This window comes from Micromonospora sp. DT53, assembly GCF_049841535.1.
In the GTDB taxonomy this organism is placed as follows: domain Bacteria; phylum Actinomycetota; class Actinomycetes; order Mycobacteriales; family Micromonosporaceae; genus Micromonospora.
This window is the reverse complement of record NZ_JBNCKM010000003.1, coordinates 186300-208633: the sequence shown is the minus strand read 5'-3', so window position 1 is coordinate 208633 and position 22334 is coordinate 186300. Positions and strand designations below refer to the sequence as shown.

The following is a 22334-nucleotide window of genomic DNA, read 5'->3' as shown; positions in this document are numbered from 1 at the left end:
GTGAAGCGGACGCCGCGAGGGGAAACCGAGGCGTCCACGCGGAGCCCCGACGCGTGATGCTCGGCCGCCTCCCGAACGGTGCGAGGCGGCTGCTGTGGCCACTCCTGGTGGCCGCCGCGGTCGCCGTACTGGTGACGGGCGTGATCGTCGTGGTGCAACCGACCGGGCCGACGCCCGCCCCGGCGGCGACGCAGGCACTCGACACGCCGCCGCCCGCGAGCCCGCAGCCCGGCACGCCCAGCCCGACCACGCCCGCCGCCACGACGAGCCCGGCGGGGGCGACCCCGACGCCGACGCCGACGGCGAAGCCGACAACCGGGCGTCCGGTCGCTCCGGCGGCCCCGGCGGTGACCTCGAAGCGCAAGGGCGTCGGGGTGTGGACCTTCGACGGCGTCAGCCAGGCGCTGGCCAACTCCGGGGCGAGCTGGTACTACACCTGGGACGTGGCCCACTCGGGCGTCACCAGCCCGACGGGCGCCGAGTTCGTCCCGATGATCTGGGGGGCGAAGAGCGTCACCGCCGCCAACCTGCAACAGGCCAAGAAGAACGGCCGCTACCTGCTCGGATTCAACGAGCCGGACCTGAAGGGTCAGGCGGAGATGACCGTCGAGCAGGCGTTGGAGCTGTGGCCGCAGTTGCAGGCCACCGGGCTTCCGCTGGGCAGCCCGGCAGTGGCCTGGGGCGGCGACCGGCCGGGCGAATGGCTCGACCGGTTCATGGCCGGGGCGAAGCAGCGCGGCTACCGCGTCGACTTCATCGCCCTGCACTGGTACGGCGGCGACTTCAACACCGCGAACGCGGTCAACCAGCTCAAGTCGTACCTGCAGGCGGTGCACGACCGGTACCGGCTGCCGATCTGGCTCACCGAGTTCGCCCTGATCGACTTCTCCAACGGCGTCCGCTTCCCCACCCAGGCACAGCAGGCCGCGTTCCTCACCGCGGCGACCCGGATGCTGGGCGGCCTGTCCTGGCTACAGCGGTACGCGTGGTTCGGCCTGCCCGCCACGGACAAGGACCAGACCGGCCTGTTCCGCACCGGCGGCACCGCCACCGCCGTCGGCCGCGCCTACCAGGCGGCGCGCTGACCTACAGCACGTCGACGTGGTCCCGCCAGGAGTGCTGCGGCTCGTACCCCAGCACCCGGCGGGCCTTGTCGATGCTGAGCAACGTCTCGTGCTCACCCAGCTCCTTGTGGATCTCGACGCCCGGGTACACCTCGGCCATCAGGCTGGCGCTGGACCGGGTCATGACGGTGTCGCCGTTGGCGATGATGAAGACGTCGGCGCCGGGCTGGTCGTGCGCGAGCGCGCGCTCGACCGCCTGGGCACCGTCGCGAGCGTCGATGTAGCCCCACAGGTTCCACCGGCGCAGTTGCGGGTCGGCGTCGAACGAGGGGAACGGCGCGTAGTCCTCGACGTCCATGACGTTGGAGAAGCGCAGACCGACCATGACCAGCTCCGGGTCCCACCGGCAGAAGTGCCGCGCCATCTCCTCCTCCAGGGCCTTGTTCAGCGAGTACGTCGACTCGGGCCGTGGCGCGTACTCCTCGTCGACAGGCGCGTACGGCGGCGGGGTGTCGAACGGCAGCCCGAGCACCGTCTCGCTCGACGCCCACACGACCCGCTTGATTCCGGCGGCCCGGGCGGCGGCGAACACGTTGTACGTCGCGGCCGAGTTGTTCGCGAAGGTGGTCGCGTTCGACATCAGCCCAGGGGCCGGGACCGCCGCCAGGTGCACGACCGCGTCGACGCCGCCCGCGTGCTCGTCGGCGCCCCCGGTGAACGCCTCCACCACCTGCCCGTAGTCGGTCAGGTCGACAAGCAGGAACTCGCCGTTCACGTCGCGCGGATCGCGGCCACCGGCGCGGTCCACCGCCAGCACGTCGACGCCCACGGAGCGCAGGTGGGCGACCACGGCACGGCCGAGCTTGCCGGTGGCGCCGGTGACGACAACACGCCTGGGCAGTGCGGAATTGCTCATGACCACATCTTCGCCGCAGGCCGCGTCAGCCCGGCAGCCGGGTGGGCTTGGCCCGCCGCGCCGTGATCGTGATCCGAGCGCGATCGGGCGGGTGGGTGCGTAACGTGCAGGGGTAAACGTTGTCGCGACGAGGAGACCTCATGTCCAAGCCACCGCTTCCCGAGGCCGCGGTCGCCATGCTCCAGAAGCCGAACCCCGCCGTCATGACCACCCTTCGCAACGGTGGCCAGCCGGTGTCCGCCGCCACCTGGTACCTGTGGGAGGACGGCCGGATCCTGGTGAACATGGACGAGAGCCGCCGGCGGCTGGAGCACGTCCGCAACGACCCCCGGGTGTCTCTCACAGTGCTCGACGAGGCTGGTTGGTACACCCACGTCAGCATCATCGGGCACGTCGCCGAACTGCGTGCCGACGAGGGCCTCGCGGACATCGACAGGTTGTCGAAGCACTACACGGGCAACGCGTACCCACGCCGGGAACGTGCCCGGGTCAGTGCCCTGATCGAGATCGACCGCTGGCACGGTTGGGGCGCGCAGAAGGACAACAACCAGGTCGGCTGACCGCTGCCGTCCGCCGTGGCGTCCTGACGGCGACATGTCAGGGCGCCACGGCGTCAGCCGTCAGGGTGTCAGGGGGTGGCGGACCGGGCGCCGACGCGGGTCACCAGGTAGCCGAAGGCCGCCGCGGTGAAGAACATGACGATGCCGTAGACGGCGCCCGGGATCGCCATCTGGGTGTTGTCGAGTAGCGCCGGGCTGAGCGCGATCGTGATGGCCAGGGTGCTGTTGTGGATGCCGATCTCGAAACCGGCGGCCGTGGCGGCGCTCCGGTCGACACCGGCGAGCCGCGGCACCCCGTACCCGATGGCGAGGCTGAGCAGGTTGAAGGCGAGCACGGCCAGGCCGACCGAGACGAAGTAGTCGGCGATGTTCTCCCGCTCGCCGAGCACCGCGCCGGCGATCACCGCGACGAGCACGACGACGGAGAGGATCCGGACCGGGCGGTTCAGCCGCTCGGCCACGTGCGGCATCCGCGCCCGGATGAGCATGCCGATCGCGACCGGGACGAGCACGATGGCGAAGACCTGGAGCACCTTGTCGAACTGCAGGCCGATGCTCCTCCCGTCGGGGAGGAAGTACGCCGCCGACAGGTTGACCAGGATCGGCAGGGTGACCACGGCGAGCACCGAGTTGAGGGCGGTCAGGGTGATGTTCAGGGCCACGTGCCCGCCGAACAGGTGGCTGTAGAGGTTGGCCGTGGTGCCGCCCGGTGAGGCGGCGAGCAGCATCATGCCGACGGCCAACTCGGGTGCGAGGTCGAACGCGAGGACGAGGCAGAAGCAGAGCGCCGGCAGCACCAGCACCTGGCACACCAGTGCGATGACGGCGGCTCGGGGATGATGGGCCACCCGGCGGAAGTCCGCCATGGTCAGTCCGAGACCGAGACCGAGCATGATGATGCCGAGGGCGACGGGTAGTCCGATCAGAGTCACGGCGGAGTCCATGGCACAACATGGTTACCACCCGGTAACGGCGTCACAATCCCCCATCTGGCTGGGTGACTCTTGACCCCGGGCGGTGATCGGCTTAACTTCATCAATCAGATAAGTCTCTTTACTAATTCTGCTTGTTGTCTCGTGGGAGTGTGCCGATGCGACCATTCCGCCACCGCCGTCTCACCGCCGTCGTCGCCCTGGCGACCCTGCTGGTCACCGCCGCGCCACCCACCGCCGCCAGCGCCGGTGACAACCACAAGCGCCGCACCGGTTACCACCGGGTCGGCTACTTCACCCAGTGGGGCATCTACGGCCGGGCCTTCCCGGTCAAGAAGCTCGAAACCTCCGGGGCGGCGAGCCGCCTCACCCACCTCAACTACGCCTTCGGCAACGTCAGCGAGGACGGCCGGTGCTACGTGGACGGCGGGCCGGGCGAGGGCGACGCCTGGGCCGACTACCAGCGTCCCGTTCCGGCCGAGGAGAGCGTCGACGGTGTCGCGGACGCACCGGGCCAGGCGCTCAACGGCAACTTCGGCCAGCTCGCCAAGCTCAAGGCCAAGCACCCCGAACTGAAGGTGCTGATCTCGCTGGGCGGCTGGAGTTGGTCGACGTACTTCTCGAACGCGGCCCGCACCGACGCCTCCCGCAAGGCGTTCGTCGCGTCCTGCATCGACCTCTACCTCAAGGGGAACCTGCCCGGCGGTGACGGGGTCGCCGGCGGCCCGGGTGCCGCGGCCGGCGTCTTCGACGGCGTCGACCTCGACTGGGAGTGGCCCAACTGGGAGGGTGAGCCCGGCAACGTCATCCGCCCGGAGGACCGGGAGAACTTCACCAAACTGCTCGCCGAGTTCCGCCGGCAGCTCGACGCGTACGGGCGCACGACCCGTGCGCACCACCCGCTGACCGCGTTCCTGCCGGCCAGCCCGGCCACCATGGACGCCGGCTACGAGGGTCGCAAGATCTTCAAGTACCTGGACTTCGCCACCGTGCAGGGGTACGACTTCCACGGCGGCTGGGACGCGCGGGCCAACCAGCAGTCGGCGCTTCGCGTCCCGGCAGGCGCACCGGACAACCCGGACTTCTCCGTCGAGGTGGCCATCGACGGGTGGATCGCCCGGGGCGCGCCACGGGACAAGCTCGTGCTCGGCATCCCCTACTACGGTCGCGGCTGGACCGGCATCACCGGCGGCGGCAACGGCCTGTTCCAGCCGGCCACCGGGCCCGCACCGGCCACCTTCGAGGCCGGGTACGAGGACTACAAGGTGCTCAAGACCCTGGCCGGCCACGGCTACAGCGTGCACCGCGACCTGCGTGCCGGGCACGCCTGGTTGTTCGACGGTACGACGCTGTGGACGTACGACGATCCGGCTGTCGTGTTGCAGAAGACGCTCTACATCCGACGGGCCGGCCTGGCCGGCGCCATGATCTGGTCGCTCGACGGCGACGACGACAACGCCACGCTGACCAAGACGATCGGCCTGGGCCTGACGACCTGGTAGTCGAACGTGTGCCACCCGGCCCGTCGCCGGCCGACCTCGGCTGGCGGCGGGCCGTCTACTTCCCCGAAGGTGTCACCGCGCGCACCGCGGCCTCGATGAGCGCGGTCACCTGGTCCATGTCCCGAGCCCGGTGCACGTCCAACTCCGCCGACCAGCCGTCGGGCCGGCTGAGCGTGACCGTCACATCGTCGCGGCGGTGGGTCAGCCAACCGGCGATCGCCTGCACCAGCACCATGGCGGTGCCCGCGTCGCCGGCCGCCACTTGCAGTACGTCGGTGCGGTCCGCCGACATCCCCTCGGGGGACGTCGTGGTCACCCCCTTCCGCAGCCGCTCCTCGGCGCGCAGCCAGGACGCCAGTGACCGCCGAGCATCGGCGGACGGAAGATCCGGATCGACCGAGAGCGTGATCATCTCCGGCACGTCTCCTCCTCCCAACGACGACAAGCCCACGCCACCATCCTGCCAGTCCGCGTCGGAACCGGCACGCGGCGTAGTCAACTTTGTCGATCAACCCTTGACCGCCATGACGGCCGGTTCATAGGCTCCGGCCACTGCGAGGTTGTTCCCGAGAGGGGAAACACGACTCATGGCCCCATCGATGCGCCCGTTCCGGATGACCCCCGCCAGGCGGCTGGCGAGTGCCGCCACGATCACGCTCCTGCTCGGCATGACTCCCCTGCTCGGCGGCACACCGGCCGCGAGCGCCGCCCAGCCCTCCCGGTGCAGCGACGACCCGACCGCCCGGTTGGGCACGGTGCCCACTCCGGAGAACGTGCTCGGCTTCCCGCTCGGCGCGGGGCAGGAGCGGGTCGTCACCAACGACGAGGTCCGGACCTACCTCGGGGCCGTCGATCGCGCCTCCAACCGGGTCGTCACCGGCGTGATGACCACGAGCGTGCTCGGCCAGCCGTTGCCGTACGCGGTGGTGTCCAATGAGCGCCACGTGCGGCCCGCCGCGCTGCGCGAGATCGCCGACGACGTCCGCGATCTACGCGACCCGCGCCGGACCAGCGCGCGGACGGCCGCCCGCACGGCGAAGGACAGCCCGGCCATCGTCTGGGTCACCGCGAACGTGCACGGCGGCGAGAAGAGCGGCGCCGACGCGGCGCTCAAGACGCTGTACGAGTTGGCGGCGGGCCTGTCCTGCGCGGTCGCCCAACGCAACGACAACCTGGTCACCATCATCGTCCCCACCCAGAACCCGGACGGCCGCGACGCGACCCGCCGGCAGAACGAGTTCGGTTTCGACCTGAACCGGGACTGGTTCGCCCGCACCCAGCAGGAAACCGACGGCAAACTCGAACTGCTGCGCCGTTACCCGCCGCAGGTCTTCATCGACGCGCACGAGATGGGCGGCCGGCAGTACTTCTTCCCGCCCAACGCCGACCCGATCCACCACGAGATCGCCGGTGAGGCGGTGGACTGGATCAACCGGATCGGCGCGGCCAACAAGGCCGGCTTCGGCTTCAACGGCGCCTGCGACGACACCGCCTTCACCGAGTGCTACTTCAACTACGACACGTACGACATGTTCTTCATGGGTTACGGCGACACGGTGCCGACCACCGGCTTCGGCGCGGCCGGCATGACGTACGAGAAGGGCAGCGCGTCGGCCGTGGCCGACCGGGTCCAGCAGCAGTTCCACACCCAGTGGTCGACGCTCGGCTGGGCCGCCGCGAACAAGCGCGAGGTGCTGGACGGCTACTTCGACATCTGGACCGACGCGCTCGCCCAGGGCAGGGCCGGCACGTTGGAGCCGAACGAGGTGGTGCAGCCCACCAACGAGGTCCAGTTCCCGGTGCCCGACCTCACCATCCGCTCGTACTTCCTGCTGCCTGACCGGCAACTCGCCGACGTCCGCCAACTCGTCGAGCGGCTACGCCGGATGGACGTCGAGGTGTACGAGGTGCAGAAGGCCACCCAGGTGCCCACCGCCCGGGTCTTCGGCGGTCGCAGCGCCACAAACGTGACGGTGCCCGAGGGCGCGTACTGGATTCCGATGGACCAACCGCAGAAGCACTGGATCCAGGCCATCATGGGCGAGGACCCGTACGTCCCGTTCCCGTACTTCTACGACGTGTCGTCCTGGAGCAACCCGCTGCTGATGGGCATCAACACCATCTACACCGGAGACACCGTCCGGCCGAGGGCGGAACTGGTCCGCAAGCTCTCCGGCGGTCGCACCGGTGCGGCGTGGCCCTGGGGCTCGTACACGTACCCGCTCGACTCGGCCGCCGCCGCGGAGTTCACCTTCAGCCTGCTCGGCCGTGGCGTCCCCCTGGTCCGCGACCTCGCGACCAGCAGGGTCGCCATCCCGGCGGCCAAGGTGAACCGGACCGTGGACGGGCTGGCCGCATCCCTCGGGGTCACCCTCACCCCGGGCGGTCGACCCGCCGGCAGCCGCCTCGACCTGCCCGACGTGGGGTTGTTCCAGGGCACCGGCATCTCCACCACCTCCGGCTCGCACGGCGAGGCCCGCTACGTGCTCGGCAAGCGGTGGGGGCTCGACCTCACACCGGTCACCACTGCCGACATCAACGACAACACCGAAGCCTTCACCGGGCGCACCGTGCTGCTGGTGCCGGACGGCAGCAGCGCCACCGGCGGCCTGACCGCCGCCGGGCAGGCCAACCTGCGTGACTGGATCGGCCAGGGCCACACCTACCTCGGGCTGCGCAACGAGGGCACCCGGGTGGCCCGCGCCGCCGGGCTCACCTCCACCACCGAGAAGACCAAACCGGCGGACTACCTGGTGATCGGCTCGCACCTGCGGGTCGACGTCGACCAGGACAGCCCGGTGGCGCTGGGTCGCCCGGCGGAGGACTTCGAGTTCAACAACAGCGACCCGATCCTCACCCCGAGCACCACCGGGACGAACGTGCTCACCTACCCGACGGGTGACACGTTCTGGGCCAACGGTTACACAGTCGGGGCGGAGACGCTGAAGGGCACGGCGGCCGTCGTCGACGAGCCGACCGGCGCCGGTCGGGCGGTGCTGTTCGCGTTCAATCCGCTCTTCCGCGCGTACAACGAAAATGGTCTGCACCTGGTCGCCAACGCGCTGCTCTACCCGGCGAACCCGCCGGGCGCCCGACGCGCGCCGGGCACCGACGCGGCGCGCGCCAGCGCCGCCGCCGCGCCGGTGACGCCGGACCTGGGCAGCGGGTGGCGGCCGATCACCATCCAGGTGGCCGCCGGTGACCTACCCCGCACCCGGGCGATCGTCGAACGCTTCACCACCGACGCGCAGGCGTCCGCGAAGAACGGCTCGGCGTACGTCGTGATCCCGAACCCCCAGGGACTCCAGGTCGACGAGCACCCGTTCGCAAGAGATCTGGTACGCGCGCTGAATGCCGCCAAGGTGCCACTGCGGTCGGTGGTGGGCTGACGCGGCCCCGCACAGCGAAAGCGCCCGTCCCCTCGGCTGGGGGCGGGCGCTTCCGTTCGTGCTTCCGGCTATGACTTCCCGGCGACCTCCAGCCTGACGGCGGATGGTCGAGTCTGAACGTTCTTGAACGTCTCTGTCCGTTCCTGGCAACTCTAGATCCGGATGGTATAAATATGAATCGATGTGATCGGACGACGACGTGCCACCTCTGGACACCGCAGGCCGGCGAGTCCGAGGCGTCGCCTGCCACACCTTGACCGGTTGACTGGAGATCTCATGACCAGCCCTCGATCCGCTCCGCCTCGGCAGACTCCGGGAATAGCCCGCCCGCGCCGTGCCCGCGTCAGGCCCACCGCGCTGAGCATGCTGTCGGTCGCAGCGCTTGCCCTGACGTACGTGGTAGCCATGCCGGTCGCACCCACGCCAGTGGGCCTGACCATGGAAGTAGCCGCCGCCTACGTCAAACTGGGCAACCGGACCACCGGCAAGTTCATCGACGGCATGGGCCGGACCACCAACGGCGCCGCAGTCGGCCAATATTCCTCGTCGTCCAGCGACAACCAGCAGTGGACGATCGATGCCGTCGGCGACTACGTCCGGATCAAGAATCGGGCCACCGGCCTCTACCTGGACGGGATGGGCCGCACGACGGGCGGATCCATCTGCGGCCAGTGGAGTGGCAGCGGCAGCACCAACCAGCAGTGGACCCGGGAGGACTCCGGCGGCTACGCCAAGTTCAGGAACCGGGCCAACGGGCTGTACCTGGATGGCGGGGGCAGCACGTCCGACGGCGCCAACCTCGTCCAGTACGCGAACAGCGGCAGCACCAACCAGCAGTGGATCGTCACCGACGTGTCGACTCCGGGATCGGGCACGATCACGGTGGACGGCAACAACATCCGCGCTGGCAACGTCAACGGCCTGACGTTCAAGGGCTTCGGTGCGCTCAGCGCCAACAGCACCAGCGAGTTGCTGATGGATTACAAGGCCCAGAGCCCGACCGCGTACGCACAGCTGCTGCGGGTCCTCTTCGGTGGGGAGAGTCCGGTCTTCACCAACGTGAAGATCGAGATGGGCAACGACCGCAACAACTCCACCGGACCGGACCCCTCGACCATGCGTTGGGAGTCCGAGACCCCCAACGTCAAGCGTGCGCAGGGCTTCCAACTCGCGGCCGACGCGAAGAAGGTCAACCCCAACGTCAAGGTGTCCCTGCTGCGCTGGAACTCCCCCGGCTGGGTGAACAGCAACGACAAGGTCTACACCTGGTTCAAGAAGACCATCCTGAGCGCGTACCGGACCTACGGGTTCATGGTCGACTACGTCAACCCGGGTCTCAACGAGCGTGGGGCGGACCTGAACTGGACCAAGACCTACGCCAACCGGGTCAGGACCGACAGCGCCGATTTCGCCAACTCGACAGAGCAATCCCGGTACAACCAGCTCAAGGTCGTCATCTCCGACGAGGTCGGTGTCGGGTCGTTCGGCGGCAGCATGATCGGCGACGCCGGCCTGCGCGACGTGGTGGCGGCGGCCGGCTACCACTACAGCCCGGACGACGACAGCGCCGGCAACTTCAAGCGCCTGGCGATGGACTACGACAAGGAGATCTGGAACAGCGAAGCACAGGCGACGTTCGGCAACTCCGCCTTGCGCCCCAACAACAACATGCGGTCCCCGTCGGTGGTCGGAACCGGCATCGGCGGCACCAACAGCGCCCTGGAGATGGGAAACACCATCATCAAGGGATTCGTCAACTCGCGCCGGACCAACTTCATCTACCAACCGGCCATCGGGTCCTTCTACGAGGGTGGGCAGTACTCCTACAAGGAGGTCGTCAGCGCCCGTGATCCCTGGTCGGGCTGGCTGCACTACGACGCCGCCATCGACGTGCTGCGGCACTTCAGCTGGTTCGCCAAGACCGGCTGGGAGAACTCCAGCAACACGGCCGGTATCTGGCGCGCCGTCCCCGAATCCAGCTATACCGGAGCGACCGGGACGAACCCGGTGGTCGGACGCAACGGCACGCCCAGCTATCTCACGCTCGCCGCGCCCGACAGGCGCAACTTCTCCACCGTCTTCATGAACGACAGCGAGTACACCCAGTCGTACCGCCTCCAGCCGGTGAACATGGCCTACTCCGGCACGCCGGCCCTACAGCTGTGGGAAACCCGCGCGGCCGACCCCGGCCAGGCGTTCAACGCCAACTACCTGAAGCACCTCGGCAGCGTCCCGGCCGGTGACGGCGGGGTGTACTCCGTGACGGTCCGGCCGAACTCGGTCGTCACCGTGACGACGCTGGCCAACCACACCAAGCCCGATTACCTGGAACCCCTGCCGGTGGAGGGCCAGCGCACCGTGCTGGACACCGACATCTCCGGCGACGTGCAGAGCACCAGCGACAACATCCTCTACGCCGACGGCTTCGACTACTCCGGCAAGACGGTCCCGGTGATCGGCAGTGGCGGCACCATCACCGGCACGGAGGACTTCATCACGTCGCGTGGCGGCGCCAGGAGCGTCATCCCGCGCTACGCCAGCGACCGCAACGGCGCCTTCGAGGCGTACCAGCCGGACGGATCGACCAATTACGTGCTGCGCCAGCAGCTGGACGGCCCGAGCCAGGGCCTGGGCGGTGCGTGGAACGGCGGGGACGCGGTCACCAGGATCGGTGACAGCCGGTGGCTCAACTACAAGGCCAGTGTCGACGTCTCCTTCGAGAACAGCAGCACCCAGAACGGCGCCAACCACGCCCGGCTGGGCATCCGCGAGCAGCACGGTGACAACGGTGCGCCGTACTCGGTGAGGTTCACCTTCGACGGGGGCTGGCAGTTGCTGGTCAACAACAGCGCGGTCGCCAGCGGCAACGTGGTCAGCGGCGCCGGCGGCGTGCGGATCGGTGGGTTCAACACCGCTCACAACGCGTGGCACAACATCGCGCTGAGGGGCGTCGGAAACACGGTGACCGCCTACCTCGACGGCGTCACACTGGCCACCTACACCGACCCGAATCCCAAGCTGTCCGGCCGGATCACGCTGGGCAGCGGCTACTACTTCACCCGGTTTGACAACCTCCGGGTGGAGACGGTCGACGGAAGCCCGCCGTACTACTCCGAGGTGCTGGACAACCTGGAGATGTCCGACCTGGCCAACCCGCCCGCCAGGAAGCTGGTGTACGGCGGGTCCTGGGCGCACGAAAACGGTAAGAGTATGTACAACATTCAGCGGAGCCTCTCAACCAGCCAGGGAAGCGGCTCGACGCTGACCTACACCTTCGCCGGCACCGGACTGGACATCATCGGGCCGAACAACGGCTCGGCCGTCCTGCAGGTCAGGGTCGACGGCACGGTGGTCAACTCCGCAGCGAGCACGCTCGCCTCTCCCGAGTTCTATCCGACGTACGCCCTGCGCAACCTCGGCGCCGGCACGCACACCGTGGAGATCATGGTGCGCAGCGGCAGTCTCGTCGTGGATGCCGTCGGGGCCGTCCGGCCGTGATGCCGGTCGCGCCGGACGGCCAATAGGTACCGCATCGTCCCGTCCCCGTCCCCGTCCCCCAACAGAAAGGACGACGCATATGCGACCTGCCATGTTCAGCCGCCCCCTGTCGCGAATGGCCAGGCTCGTGGCCACCAGTGCGGTGATGGCGACCACGGCTGCCGCGGCGGCAATCGCCATCACCGCTACCGCCGGCCCAGCCGCTGCCGCCACCAGCCAGTTCAGAGGCATGAACTGGGCTCAACTGGGTGACAACTTCAGCACCAGCCCGCTCGTCGTGCAGGGCCTGAGCCAATCCGACAGCTACGCGACGGTGCAGGCCAAGGCCAATGCCCTCTACGACGACATGGCCTCCACCATGGGGATCAACACCGTCCGGCTGCCCATCAACACTCAGACAGTGGCCAACACCACCTGGTGGAACGCCTACCGGGGCGCCATTGACGCCGCCACTGCCCGTGGATTCAAGGTCATCCTCGCCTTTTGGACGGACCATAACTCTGGCGCGAGGATCGCGAACCTCGCCGCGTGGAACACGATGTGGTCCAGCGTGACCAGCGCCTACGGCTCGAACACCAACGTGTACTTCGAGCCAATGAACGAGCCGGGCGGTTACAGCTCGGCACAGTGGCGCGACATCGCAGCCAACTGGCTCAGCACCCACTACTCGGCGGTGCCCAGCCGGGTGCTCATCGGCGGCACTGGCGCAAGCCAGGACCTGCGCGACGTCTGCAACGACAGCCGCTTCAACGGCACGCTGCTGTCCTTCCACCACTACGCTTTCTTCTACGGCTCGATGACCTACGACGCCTGGCGAAGTCACATGCAGACGCGTCTGGGCAACTGTGCCTCCCGGGCGGTCGCGACCGAGTTCGGCGGGCCCATGGACAACGGTCTCAACTACGCCGACGCGAACAGCACCGACAACTTCGTGCGCCACATCCGCGCCATGGCTCAGGTCATGCGCGACAACCAGATGGGCGGCACCTACTGGCCCGCCCTCGGCGGCAAGAACTCCGGCTCCGGTCACGACTGGTATTCGATGTTCGCCCTCAGTGGCAGCGGCACCAATCTCAACTTGACCATCCGCAACACTTCTGGCGCCGACCGGATCCGCTATGCCTATGGCGACACCGTCGGCGACGGCTCCACGACGCCCCCGCCCTCGGGAACCCATTACCGGATCAACAACGTCAACAGCGGCAAGGTGATGGACGTGACCGGGCGGTCCACGGCCGACAGCGCCGAGATCAAGCAATGGAGCTACCTGGGCGGCAGCAACCAGAAGTGGCGCTTCGAGGACGCCGGTAGCGGCTACTTCCGCATTGTCAACCAGAACAGCGGCAAGTGCCTCGACGTCGCCTCCGCCTCCACCGCAGACGGCGCGAACATCGTCCAGTGGACGTGCGGCAACGGCCAAAACCAGCAGTGGCAATGGCAGTCCCAGGGTGGCAACTTCCGGCTCGTGGCCCGGCACAGCGGCAAGTGTCTGGACGTGTACCAGTCAGGAACCGGAGACGGCGTGGACATCCAGCAGTGGACCTGCGGAAGCACCAACAACCAGCGCTGGACAAGGACCGGAGTCTGACCGGGGCGGGGTGGCAGACCGTGCGGCACGGTCTGCCACACCCGCCGCCGCGTGCTTCAACGCCTCGGGGCGGGCGGCTCGGGGAGGGTGCGGAACAGCAGCCAACCCAGCGCGGGCATCAGGATCAGCGGGGCCAGGGCCACCTGGAGGGTGGTCGCGTCGGCGACACTGCCGATGAGCGGACTGACCAGGCCACCGACGCTGACGGTCAGGCCCAGGGTGATGCCACTCGCGGTGCCCACGCGGGTAGGGAGGTAGTCCTGGCCAAGGGTGATCTGGAGCGAGAACGGGATGTAGAGCCCGGCTGAGGTGAGCGCCACGAACAGATAGAACGCCGGCCCGGGGACGAACACGACCCCCGCGACGGCGGCGACGCTCAGCAGGTACGACCAGCGCACGACGGTGACCCGGTCCCAGCGGCCGGCCAGGTTGCCCCCCAGCACCGTACCCACCGCTCCACCGAGGTAGAGCACCACCAGCGCCGCCGTTCCCGCAAAGGTCCCTCCGCCGGTGCGCTGCGGTGCGTAGAGCGCCAGGAATGTGCCCAGACCGGCGAAGGCGATGGAGCGGCAGATTACGGCCAGCGACAGCCGGCCGAACGAGGCTCTGTCGTCGGTCCCGACCCAGCGGGGGGTATCGGAGCCGGCCCCCGTCGTCGCTCGCAGTGCGCGAAGGACGGGCAGGCACAGCACGCTGCCCGCGAGGGCCGGCACCACGAGCAGCGGAGTGAGTCGCAGACCGCCGCTGGCGACGACGGCGGCGACCAGAATGGGCGCGACGGCGAAGCCGAGATTGCCGCCGAGGGAGAACCAACTCATCCCGGTGTGGCTTCCGCCGCTGGCGATCCGCGCGACCCGGGCGGACTCGGGATGGTACGCCGCGACTCCGATCCCGGAGACGGCCACGAACGCCAGCGTCAACGGGTACGAACCGGTGAGGCCGCTGCACGCGATTCCCAGTCCGCCCAGGATCGTGCTCAGTGGCAACAGCCAGGGCATTGCCCACCGGTCCGTCAGCGCACCGAACAGCGGCTGCGCCACCGAGGAGAGCAGCGAGGCGGCGAGCACCACGCCGGAGGCAGCCGCGTAGGTGTAGGCACGCTCGGCGATGAAGAACGGTACGAGCGCGGCCACGGCGCCCTGGTAGACGTCCACGCAACCATGCCCGACGGACAGCAAGATGATCGTTCTGTTCCTCCGCACGCCGCCATGCTCGCCGCTTCCCGACCTGTCGGGCTTCCGATAACCTGCCAACCAATGACGATAATCCGCCACCGGCCGGTGGCACCGACTCGCGCCCAGCAGTTGGCGTCCGGGTCGGTGATCGACGTGCACCGCCACGACGACCATCAGATCGTCTACGCCGCTCGTGGCGTGCTGGCCATCACCACCGACGCGGGTGCCTGGGTCGTCCCGGCCAGCCGCGCCATCTGGGTGCCCGCCGGGACCGCGCACGCACACCAGGCCCACGGCGCACTCGAACTGCACCTGATCGGCCTGCCCGCGACTGAGGACCCGCTGAATCTGACGGAGCCGACCGTGCTGGCCGTCGGGCCGCTGCTGCGCGAGCTGATCCTCGCCTACACCCGCGCCCCCCGAGACGACAGCCCCGCACGTGCGCGGCTGCGGGCCGTCCTTCTCGACCAGTTGCGGTCCTCGGCAACGCAGCCCGTGCACCTGCCCACGCCCACCGAGCCCCGATTGAGGGCGCTCTGCGCGATCCTGTCCGCCGACCCGGCCGACAACCGCACCCTGGCCGCGCTCGGTAGGCAGGTGGGCGGAAGTGACCGTACGCTGTCGCGCCTGTTCCGTTCCGACCTCGGCATGACGTTCCCGCAGTGGCGTACCCAACTGCGGCTGCACCGCGCCCTGGTGATGCTGGCCGAGGGCGTACCGGTCACCGCCGTGGCGTACCAGTGTGGATGGTCCTCCGCCAGCGCGTTCATCGACGTCTTCCGGCGCGCCTTCGGGCACACGCCGGGCAGACACGAGCGCCGGTAACAGGACGGCTCGGCCACGGTCAGCGTCCGCCAGGGGCGCTGACTGCGGCCGCTGTTGTGGGGGCCGGCTCCTCCCGGACGAGCGTGATGCCTGTGAGTCATTTTGATGACCCACAGGCATCACACACATCGGGGATTGCATCAGGGGCCAACCCGAGCCGCCCTGACCATCGACGCCCCTGGCCAATCAATCAGCCGGCCGCGCAGACGGTGCCGTTGAGCGTGAAGGCCATGGGTGGCGCTCCACCCGCTGCTCACCTGCTGCCAGCCGGTGGGCCACGCCCAGGTGAGCGTCCAGCCGTCGATCGGGGTGGTCCAGTTGTTGATGATCTCGACGCCGCCGATGTAGCCGTTGCCCAGTCGTTGCCGGTTCGACAATCTCAAGGTGTGTCAGGCGTCGTCTTCGCCGCGCTCACCACGGGACCACACCGAGCGCCACCGATTGCTACCGTGGCGATGACCAGGCGGTGATGGCCGCCGATGTCACCGGGGGTCGCCATGTGGGCTGACGAAGCCGCGTTGGACGCCGCAGGGCGCCGCCTCGATGAGTGGGAAGCATCGATGGCTGACCGGGCGGCCCGAGCGAAGACCCTCGCCGCCCAGGTGCAGACGCTCACCGGCACCGCGACCAGCCCGGACCGCTCGGTGCGGGTGACCGTCGACTCGAGCGGCCTGCTGATCGATCTGCGGCTCGATGAACGGATCCGGCAATATTCCTCGGCCCAGACCGCCCGCCAGATCATGGCAACCACCAGAGCCGCCCACGTCGACCTGCTGCAACGGCTCACCGAGGCGACCAGCGAAACCATCGGTGACGGTGACCCGACCGGCCAGGCCGTCATCGACTCCTACCAGCGCCGCCTGGGCCCGGACGAGAGCCGACCAGATGTCGGAGGTTAGCGCGATGGGGATGATGGTGGCGGCACAGACGTCATACGTTACGGCTTGACGAACGGCATGTTATCGCTCACAGTCGATGCGAGGCGATCAGCGTCCGTGGCCCACCGGGAGGGCCGTCGTTGGTCTGACCTCGGTGGTCAGGGCGTCCCAGGGCATGCGGACGTCGCATCAGGATCTGTCAGCAGCCGCCGGTGACGCGCGGCGGGCGTCGCGCGCCTCGGGACCGCCCAGGCGCCGTCGTGGACCGCTCGCGCCGGACCGCCGCACTGCCGCTGGGTCCCCGACTCACGACAAGAGGAACCGCCGATGAGATCAAGGATCGCACTGTTGGCCGCCGCGCTGGCGACGGCCCTGGCGACGATGACGGCCGTGGTCACGGTCGCCACCCCGGCGTCGGCCGCGACGCTCACCCAGGTGACCAACTTCGGCACCAACCCGACGAACCTGCAGATGCACCTGTACGTGCCGGACCGGGTCGCGGCGCAGCCGGCCCTGCTCCTCGCCCTGCACTACTGCACCGGCAGTGGTCCGGCGGTGCACAGCGGCTTCGGGCTCAGCACCCTCGCCGACCGTTACGGCTTCATCGTGATCTACCCGTCGGTGACCCGGAGCAGCAAGTGTTGGGACGTGTCGTCGCCGCAGGCCCTCCGACGTGACGGCGGCAGCGACCCGGTCGGCCTCAAGTCCATGGTCGACTATGTTCGGAGCCGCTACCCGGTCGACGCCAACCGGATCGGCGTGGGCGGGTTCTCCTCCGGCGCCATGATGACCAACGTGATGGTGGGCCTCTACCCGGACCTGTTCCACGCCGGCTTCAGCTCCTCCGGGGTGCCGTTCGGGTGCTTCGCCACCACCAACGGCGCGGAGTGGAACAGCGAGTGCTCCGGCGGACGAATCGTCAGGACCGCGCAGCAGTGGGGTGACCTGGTCCGCAACGCCTACCCCGGCTACTCCGGCAAGCGTCCCCGGTTCCAGATCTGGCACGGCACCACGGACACCACGCTCAGCTACGTCAACTTCGGTGAGCAGATCAAGCAGTGGACCAACGTGCTGGGTGTGTCGCAGACCCCCAGCTTCACCGACTCTCCGCAGACCAGCGCCACCCGCACCCGATACGGGGGCACCGGCGGCACGGCGCCCGTCGAAGCGATCAGCTTCCAGGGGTACGGCCACTCCATCCCGTTCGACGCCGCCCAGGCCGTCCGGTTCCTCGGCTTCGACACCACGAGTCCCACCACCCCACCGCCCGGCGGCACGGCGGCGCCGCTGCGAAACACCGGCGCGAACCGCTGCCTGGACGTCCCGTCCCGGTCGCAGACCAACGGCACGCAACTGACGTTGTGGGACTGCAACGGCGGCACCAACCAGCAGTGGACGTCGACCGGCACGAAACAACTCCAGGTGTACGGCACGAAGTGCCTGGACGCCGAGGGCGCCGGGACCTCGCCGGGCACCCGGGTGATCATCTGGGACTGCAACGGCGGCACCAACCAGCAGTGGAACGTCAACACCGATGGCACGGTCACCGGCGCGCAGTCCGGCCTGTGCCTGACGCCCAACGCCGCCGGCACCGCCAACGGCACCCCAGCGGTCCTGGCGAGCTGCAACGGCACGAACAGCCAACGGTGGACCCGAAGCTGACCCGCTGACCGACGTCGGCGTCGCCTCGGCGTACCCCGTCGGTTGCTCGTGCGGCGTGTGGCCCGGCTCGGGATCCTTCCCGAGCCGGGCCACCGGTCTGATCGTGGCCGTCGCCCGGCGCCGGCCGGCAACCACGCGGGTTCGGCGGTAGCCGGCGGGGGGTGATGTCGCTGCCATGGATGACGGCGCCCCGGCTCGGACCGGGTGGCGTCCCGCTGCTCGGGCCCGGACTCCGAACAGCGGGACGCGACCCGGCGGCCAGGGCTGGGGCCGACGGTCCCAGCAGGGCGCCCCAGGTGTGGGCTCCTGCTCAGCGGCGTGCACTGGGCAGGCGAGCGGACCGGTTGTCGTCACACGACTGTCCCGGTTGCTGCGGTGCCCTGGAATTCCGGTGGCCGTTCATGCCTCGGCCGCGTGGCGCGCGGGTCGCCCGATGGTGGTCTCGGGCCGTCTCGCGCCGGCCACGTGCCACCCGCCCCACGCCACGATCGTCGTCGATCTGGCCTCGGGCCGATGGCGACAGCTCCGTCACATATGCCCCAGGTCGTTCGAGTATCGACGACTGTCCGTCACGTTAGCGCTAACAGTAAGCGATTGTCCATAGACAATGGTCTCCGTTTGCTGGTCGGGATGGTGCGGGTACGCCGACGACAGTCGTGAGCGCGGGCGGAATAGCCTTGCGGCATGCGGGGACGATTCGGTGCGGCCAGACGCTGGTACGGGGAGCACAGATTGGTCCGCCGTACGGTCCTCGCGCTCGCGGTGGGGATCGTGGTGCTGACCGGCGGCACGGTGGCCAGCGTGACGTGGATCCGCGACACCGCGGAGGGCCACCTCTACGGCGAGGCCGAGGTGCCGGACGCCCCGGTCGCCCTGGTCCTGGGCACCAAAGTGGACGCCGACGGCACGCCCTCACCCGTCCTCGCCGCCCGGCTGGAGATCGCGCGGCGGCTCTTCGACGCCGGCAAGGTGCGGGCGATCCTCGTATCGGGCGACAACATGAACGCCGACTACAACGAGCCCGCCGCGATGCGGGACTGGCTGGTGCAGCGGGGTGTACCAGCGCACAAGGTGGTGCCGGACTACGCCGGCTTCGACACGTACGACTCGTGCGCGCGCGCTGAGCGGATCTTCGGGGTGCGGCAAGCCACTGTGGTGACCCAGACCTTCCACCTTCCGCGCGCCGTGGCGCTGTGCCGGCGCCTCGGCATCGACGCCAACGGCGTGGGCGACGACAGCGCGAAGCAGTACGCCCAGACGTGGTGGTTCAGTTCGTCGCGGGAGAAAGGCGCGTGCCTGAAGGCGGCGCTGGAGCTGCTCTCCGGTCGAGACCCGGCGCACCTCGGCCGCCGGGAGACGGGTGTCGACGACGCGTTGCGTGTCAACTGAGGAGGATCACGACCGTGGCGGGCCGGCGCTGTCGCGGACGATGAGCTCGGTGGCGAGTTCGACCCGAGGGCTCTCGGTCCTCTCGCCGCTGGCGAGGCGCAGCACGGTACGTGCGGCCAGCATGCCCATCTCGGCCAGGGGTTGACGGACGGTGGTCAGCGGTGGGGAGCACCACCGCACCTCCGGCAGGTCGTCGAAGCCCACCACGCTGACGTCGTCGGGCACCCGCAGGCCCCGTTTGCGGACCGCCTCGTAGACGCCGAGGGCCATCTGATCGCTGGAGGCGAAGATGGCGGTGGGTGGGTGGGGCAGGGCCAGTAGCTGGGTACCCGCGGTGAAGCCGGCCTCGTGGTAGAAGTTGCCGGGACGGATCAGGGCGTCGTCGATGGGGATGCCGGCGGCGCCGAGGGCGGCGCGGTAGCCGTCCATCCGGGCCCGGCTGCACATCAGATGCGGCGGGCCGGCGATGAAGCCGATGCGGCGGTGGCCGAGGCTGATCAGGTACTGGTTGGCGCTGAGGCTGCCCGCCCAGTTGGTGGCGCCGATGGTGGGCGACTCCTGCGGGTCGACCCCGGCCGGGTCGATGATGACGACCGGCAGGTGGAGCCGGCGCAGCTCGGCCTGCAACGGGGGGTTCACCATCGAGGTCACGAAGATGATTCCCTCGGTGGAGCGCGTACGCATGTTGTCGAGCCACTGCTTGGCCGAGGAGATGCGCCAGTGGATGGCCGAGACGACGGTGCCCACGCCGCTGGTCTGGCCGACGTCCTCCACCCCACGGATGATCTCCACGGCCCACGGGCTGTCCAGGTCGTTGAAGACCAGGTCGATGAGGGCCGCGTCGGTGCGCCGGGTCGGTGACCGGCGGCGGTAGCCGTGTCGGTTGAGTAGCGCCTCGACGCGTTCCCGGGTGTCGGCGGCCACGTCGGAGCGTCCGTTGATGACCCGGGAGACGGTGGGCACGGAGACTCCGGCCAACCGCGCGATCATGGCGATGGTGACGTTTCGGCCGTTCTCCGTGCCCACGGTCCCCCCTGCGTCCTGCTGGAAAACTTCAGGTCTGCTCGCGGTGGCGCTCGTCATCCGGCTGGGCCGGCGGGTGGAGAAGCTCTGGATCTCCGAAACTTTCAATGCTTCGCCGGTAATACCGATCGATGGCCGGCACGCTACGAGTTGTCGTCGCAGCGGTCAATACCTCTGTCCTATTGCGAAAAGACCGGCTAGCGTAAGCGCAACCTTCAATGGCCGGGGACCGTGAGTTTCCGGAAGTTCCAGCCAGCCCGCCCAGAGGAGCGCTCGTGTCGACCGACATCGCTAACGTGGCGACCGCTACCCGGTCGATCCGCAATCCCGTCCTCGCCGGATTCCACCCGGACCCGTCCATCCTGCGCGTCGGCGACGACTACTACCTGGCCACCTCGACCTTCGAGTGGTATCCAGGCGTGCTCGTCCACCACTCACGTGATCTCGTGAACTGGCGCAGCCTGGGCGGGATCATCACCGACCGACGGCTGCTCGATCTGCGCGGATGCGGCGACTCCAACGGAGTGTGGGCGCCCGACCTGACGTACCACGACGGCCAGTTCCACCTCGTCTACAGCGACGTGGCCAGCTTCGCCAGCGGTTACTGGGATCCCCAGAACTTCCTGGTCACCGCCGAGAACATCACCGGCCCGTGGTCCGATCCGGTGAAGCTGCACGGGCGCGGGTTCGACGCGTCGCTGTTCCACGACGACGACGGCACCACGTGGCTGCTGGGCATGAGCGCGGACTGGCGACCCGGCCGCGATCGCTTCGGCGGCATCGAGATCCAGCAGTACGACCGGGCCGCGCGCCGTCTGGTCGGCAGCCCGCGCATCCTGTTCACCGGCTCCCCGGCCGGCGTCACCGAGGGTCCGCACCTGTACCGCCACGACGGTTGGTACTGGCTGATAACCGCCGAGGGCGGCACCAGCTGGGAGCACCAGGTCACCGTGGCGCGGTCCCGGGAGCTGTTCGGGCCGTACGAGGTGGCCCCGGACGGGCCGCTGCTCACCTCCTTCGGGCGGCCCGACCTGCGGTTGCAGAAGGCGGGTCACGGCAGCCTGGTCCGCACCCAGAACGACGAGTGGTACCTGGCCCACCTGGTTGGCCGCCCGTACTCGCCGCTGGGCAACTGCGTGCTGGGCCGGGAGACCGCGATCCAGCGGGTCGAGTGGCCGTCGGGCGGCTGGCCGCGGATCGCCGGAGGGGTGCCCGCGGACGAGGTCGTCGCACCCGACCTGCCCGCGCACCCGTGGCCGGCGGAGGCCGAGACGGACCACTTCGACGCCCCGGAGTTGGGTCGGTGCTGGTCGACGCTCCGTCGGCCGGCCACCACCGACTGGGTCGACCTGCACACCCGCCCGTCGTACCTGCGGGTGCACGGCGGGCAGTCGCCGGTCGGTCGGCAGGCGCCCAGCCTGGTCGGGCGACGCGTCGGCGCGATGGAGTGCTCGCTGGAGACCGTGGTGGAGTTCGAACCGGCCGATCACCGTCAGCTCGCCGGGATCACCGCGTACTACAACACCCTCAACTGGCACCACCTCTACCTGACCCGCGCCGACGACGGGCGGACGGTGCTGGAGCTGCTCAGCTCCGACAACGGGCGGCGCACCGCGTACCCCGATCTGACCGTCGATGTCGGCGGCGTCACCCGGGTCGGCCTGCGGGCCGTCTTCGACGGGCCGGCGGTGCGCTTCGACCACGACCTCGGCGGCGGTTGGCAGCGACTACCGATCGAGCTGGACGCGACAATCCTGTCCGACGAACACGCCGCGCTGATCATCGACGGTGAGCCGGCGGCGTGGGGCTTCACCGGGGCCTTCCTCGGCCTGTGGGTGCAGGACCTGGGCGGCGACGGTGTGTACGCCGACTTCGACATGGCCACCTACCGGGAGCGGTGACCACGCGGACGGCACGTCGGTGGGTGCCGTCC

At 69.2% G+C, this 22334-nt stretch carries 17 protein-coding genes; 11 read left to right on the top strand and 6 right to left on the bottom strand.

Features of this window, described 5'->3' with window-relative positions; genetic code table 11:
• Window positions 1–56 precede the first annotated feature (56 nt).
• Window positions 57–1085 carry a glycosyl hydrolase gene (locus ACLQ3B_RS12320; protein ID WP_425780885.1) on the top strand — a complete coding sequence of 343 codons (1029 nt, stop codon included), beginning with the start codon at window positions 57–59 and terminating at the stop codon, window positions 1083–1085.
• A gap of 1 nt (window position 1086) precedes the next feature.
• Here ACLQ3B_RS12320 and ACLQ3B_RS12315 read toward each other — a convergent pair whose 3' ends face one another.
• Window positions 1087–1980, bottom strand: coding sequence for an NAD-dependent epimerase/dehydratase family protein (locus ACLQ3B_RS12315; protein WP_425780217.1), 894 nt, complete (start codon window positions 1978–1980; stop codon window positions 1087–1089).
• Window positions 1981–2120: 140 nt separating this feature from the next.
• Between ACLQ3B_RS12315 and ACLQ3B_RS12310 the strand changes: the two genes are divergently transcribed.
• Complete coding sequence (locus tag ACLQ3B_RS12310) at window positions 2121–2540, top strand: PPOX class F420-dependent oxidoreductase (RefSeq protein WP_238676847.1); 420 nt, start codon at window positions 2121–2123, stop codon at window positions 2538–2540.
• 68 nt (window positions 2541–2608) lie between these two features.
• On the opposite strand, the gene ACLQ3B_RS12305 is transcribed toward ACLQ3B_RS12310, so the two are convergent.
• Window positions 2609–3484, bottom strand: coding sequence for a bile acid:sodium symporter family protein (locus ACLQ3B_RS12305; protein ID WP_425780215.1), 876 nt, complete (start codon window positions 3482–3484; stop codon window positions 2609–2611).
• Between the two features lie 146 nt (window positions 3485–3630).
• On the opposite strand from ACLQ3B_RS12305, the gene ACLQ3B_RS12300 reads away from it, so the two are divergent.
• Entirely contained in the window at window positions 3631–4974 is a 1344-nt protein-coding gene (locus ACLQ3B_RS12300) for a glycoside hydrolase family 18 protein (RefSeq protein WP_425780213.1), read from the top strand.
• Window positions 4975–5029: 55 nt separating this feature from the next.
• On the opposite strand, the gene ACLQ3B_RS12295 is transcribed toward ACLQ3B_RS12300, so the two are convergent.
• A complete protein-coding gene (locus ACLQ3B_RS12295; protein ID WP_425780883.1) occupies window positions 5030–5386 on the bottom strand; it encodes an effector-associated constant component EACC1 in 357 nt (118 codons plus the stop codon).
• A 175-nt stretch (window positions 5387–5561) separates the two neighbouring features.
• On the opposite strand from ACLQ3B_RS12295, the gene ACLQ3B_RS12290 reads away from it, so the two are divergent.
• The 3 genes from ACLQ3B_RS12290 to ACLQ3B_RS12280 all read left to right on the top strand — a co-directional run bounded on the left by ACLQ3B_RS12290 (window position 5562) and on the right by ACLQ3B_RS12280 (window position 13449).
• A complete protein-coding gene (locus ACLQ3B_RS12290) occupies window positions 5562–8363 on the top strand; it encodes a M14 family zinc carboxypeptidase (RefSeq protein ID WP_425780211.1) in 2802 nt (933 codons plus the stop codon).
• A 363-nt stretch (window positions 8364–8726) separates the two neighbouring features.
• Entirely contained in the window at window positions 8727–11861 is a 3135-nt protein-coding gene (locus ACLQ3B_RS12285; protein ID WP_425780209.1) for an RICIN domain-containing protein, read from the top strand.
• 115 nt (window positions 11862–11976) lie between these two features.
• The gene (locus ACLQ3B_RS12280) at window positions 11977–13449 is read left to right on the top strand and encodes an RICIN domain-containing protein (protein ID WP_425780207.1); all 1473 of its coding nucleotides are present in this window, start codon (window positions 11977–11979) and stop codon (window positions 13447–13449) included.
• A 56-nt stretch (window positions 13450–13505) separates the two neighbouring features.
• Here the strand turns inward: ACLQ3B_RS12280 and ACLQ3B_RS12275 are convergent, their stop codons facing one another.
• The gene (locus ACLQ3B_RS12275; protein WP_425780205.1) at window positions 13506–14651 is read right to left on the bottom strand and encodes an MFS transporter; all 1146 of its coding nucleotides are present in this window, start codon (window positions 14649–14651) and stop codon (window positions 13506–13508) included.
• Window positions 14652–14705: 54 nt separating this feature from the next.
• Between ACLQ3B_RS12275 and ACLQ3B_RS12270 the strand changes: the two genes are divergently transcribed.
• Window positions 14706–15449, top strand: a complete 744-nt coding sequence (locus tag ACLQ3B_RS12270) for an AraC family transcriptional regulator (RefSeq protein ID WP_425780203.1) — start codon at window positions 14706–14708, stop codon at window positions 15447–15449.
• Between the two features lie 140 nt (window positions 15450–15589).
• On the opposite strand, the gene ACLQ3B_RS12265 is transcribed toward ACLQ3B_RS12270, so the two are convergent.
• Window positions 15590–15826 carry a cellulose binding domain-containing protein gene (locus tag ACLQ3B_RS12265; RefSeq protein WP_425780201.1) on the bottom strand — a complete coding sequence of 79 codons (237 nt, stop codon included), beginning with the start codon at window positions 15824–15826 and terminating at the stop codon, window positions 15590–15592.
• Window positions 15827–16009: 183 nt separating this feature from the next.
• Here ACLQ3B_RS12265 and ACLQ3B_RS12260 point away from each other — a divergent pair, with 183 nt between their 5' ends.
• From ACLQ3B_RS12260 to ACLQ3B_RS12250, 3 genes are all read left to right on the top strand, one after another.
• Window positions 16010–16348, top strand: a complete 339-nt coding sequence (locus ACLQ3B_RS12260) for a YbaB/EbfC family nucleoid-associated protein (RefSeq protein ID WP_425780199.1) — start codon at window positions 16010–16012, stop codon at window positions 16346–16348.
• A gap of 306 nt (window positions 16349–16654) precedes the next feature.
• Window positions 16655–17989 carry an extracellular catalytic domain type 1 short-chain-length polyhydroxyalkanoate depolymerase gene (locus tag ACLQ3B_RS12255; protein ID WP_425780197.1) on the top strand — a complete coding sequence of 445 codons (1335 nt, stop codon included), beginning with the start codon at window positions 16655–16657 and terminating at the stop codon, window positions 17987–17989.
• Between the two features lie 684 nt (window positions 17990–18673).
• A complete protein-coding gene (locus ACLQ3B_RS12250; RefSeq protein ID WP_425780195.1) occupies window positions 18674–19378 on the top strand; it encodes a SanA/YdcF family protein in 705 nt (234 codons plus the stop codon).
• 6 nt (window positions 19379–19384) lie between these two features.
• Here the strand turns inward: ACLQ3B_RS12250 and ACLQ3B_RS12245 are convergent, their stop codons facing one another.
• Window positions 19385–20368, bottom strand: a complete 984-nt coding sequence (locus ACLQ3B_RS12245; RefSeq protein ID WP_425780882.1) for a LacI family DNA-binding transcriptional regulator — start codon at window positions 20366–20368, stop codon at window positions 19385–19387.
• A 308-nt stretch (window positions 20369–20676) separates the two neighbouring features.
• On the opposite strand from ACLQ3B_RS12245, the gene ACLQ3B_RS12240 reads away from it, so the two are divergent.
• Window positions 20677–22302 carry a glycoside hydrolase family 43 protein gene (locus tag ACLQ3B_RS12240; RefSeq protein ID WP_425780193.1) on the top strand — a complete coding sequence of 542 codons (1626 nt, stop codon included), beginning with the start codon at window positions 20677–20679 and terminating at the stop codon, window positions 22300–22302.
• Window positions 22303–22334: the final 32 nt, after the last annotated feature.

Coding starts and splice junctions, on each gene's coding strand:
- ACLQ3B_RS12320 (WP_425780885.1), top strand. CDS start 57: ATGCTCGGCCGCCTCCCGAACGGTGCGAGGCGGCTGCTGTGGCCACTC.
- ACLQ3B_RS12315 (WP_425780217.1), bottom strand. CDS start 1,980: ATGAGCAATTCCGCACTGCCCAGGCGTGTTGTCGTCACCGGCGCCACC.
- ACLQ3B_RS12310 (WP_238676847.1), top strand. CDS start 2,121: ATGTCCAAGCCACCGCTTCCCGAGGCCGCGGTCGCCATGCTCCAGAAG.
- ACLQ3B_RS12305 (WP_425780215.1), bottom strand. CDS start 3,484: ATGGACTCCGCCGTGACTCTGATCGGACTACCCGTCGCCCTCGGCATC.
- ACLQ3B_RS12300 (WP_425780213.1), top strand. CDS start 3,631: ATGCGACCATTCCGCCACCGCCGTCTCACCGCCGTCGTCGCCCTGGCG.
- ACLQ3B_RS12295 (WP_425780883.1), bottom strand. CDS start 5,386: ATGATCACGCTCTCGGTCGATCCGGATCTTCCGTCCGCCGATGCTCGG.
- ACLQ3B_RS12290 (WP_425780211.1), top strand. CDS start 5,562: ATGGCCCCATCGATGCGCCCGTTCCGGATGACCCCCGCCAGGCGGCTG.
- ACLQ3B_RS12285 (WP_425780209.1), top strand. CDS start 8,727: ATGCTGTCGGTCGCAGCGCTTGCCCTGACGTACGTGGTAGCCATGCCG.
- ACLQ3B_RS12280 (WP_425780207.1), top strand. CDS start 11,977: ATGGCCAGGCTCGTGGCCACCAGTGCGGTGATGGCGACCACGGCTGCC.
- ACLQ3B_RS12270 (WP_425780203.1), top strand. CDS start 14,706: ATGACGATAATCCGCCACCGGCCGGTGGCACCGACTCGCGCCCAGCAG.
- ACLQ3B_RS12260 (WP_425780199.1), top strand. CDS start 16,010: ATGGCTGACCGGGCGGCCCGAGCGAAGACCCTCGCCGCCCAGGTGCAG.
- ACLQ3B_RS12255 (WP_425780197.1), top strand. CDS start 16,655: ATGAGATCAAGGATCGCACTGTTGGCCGCCGCGCTGGCGACGGCCCTG.
- ACLQ3B_RS12250 (WP_425780195.1), top strand. CDS start 18,674: ATGCGGGGACGATTCGGTGCGGCCAGACGCTGGTACGGGGAGCACAGA.
- ACLQ3B_RS12245 (WP_425780882.1), bottom strand. CDS start 20,368: ATGATCGCGCGGTTGGCCGGAGTCTCCGTGCCCACCGTCTCCCGGGTC.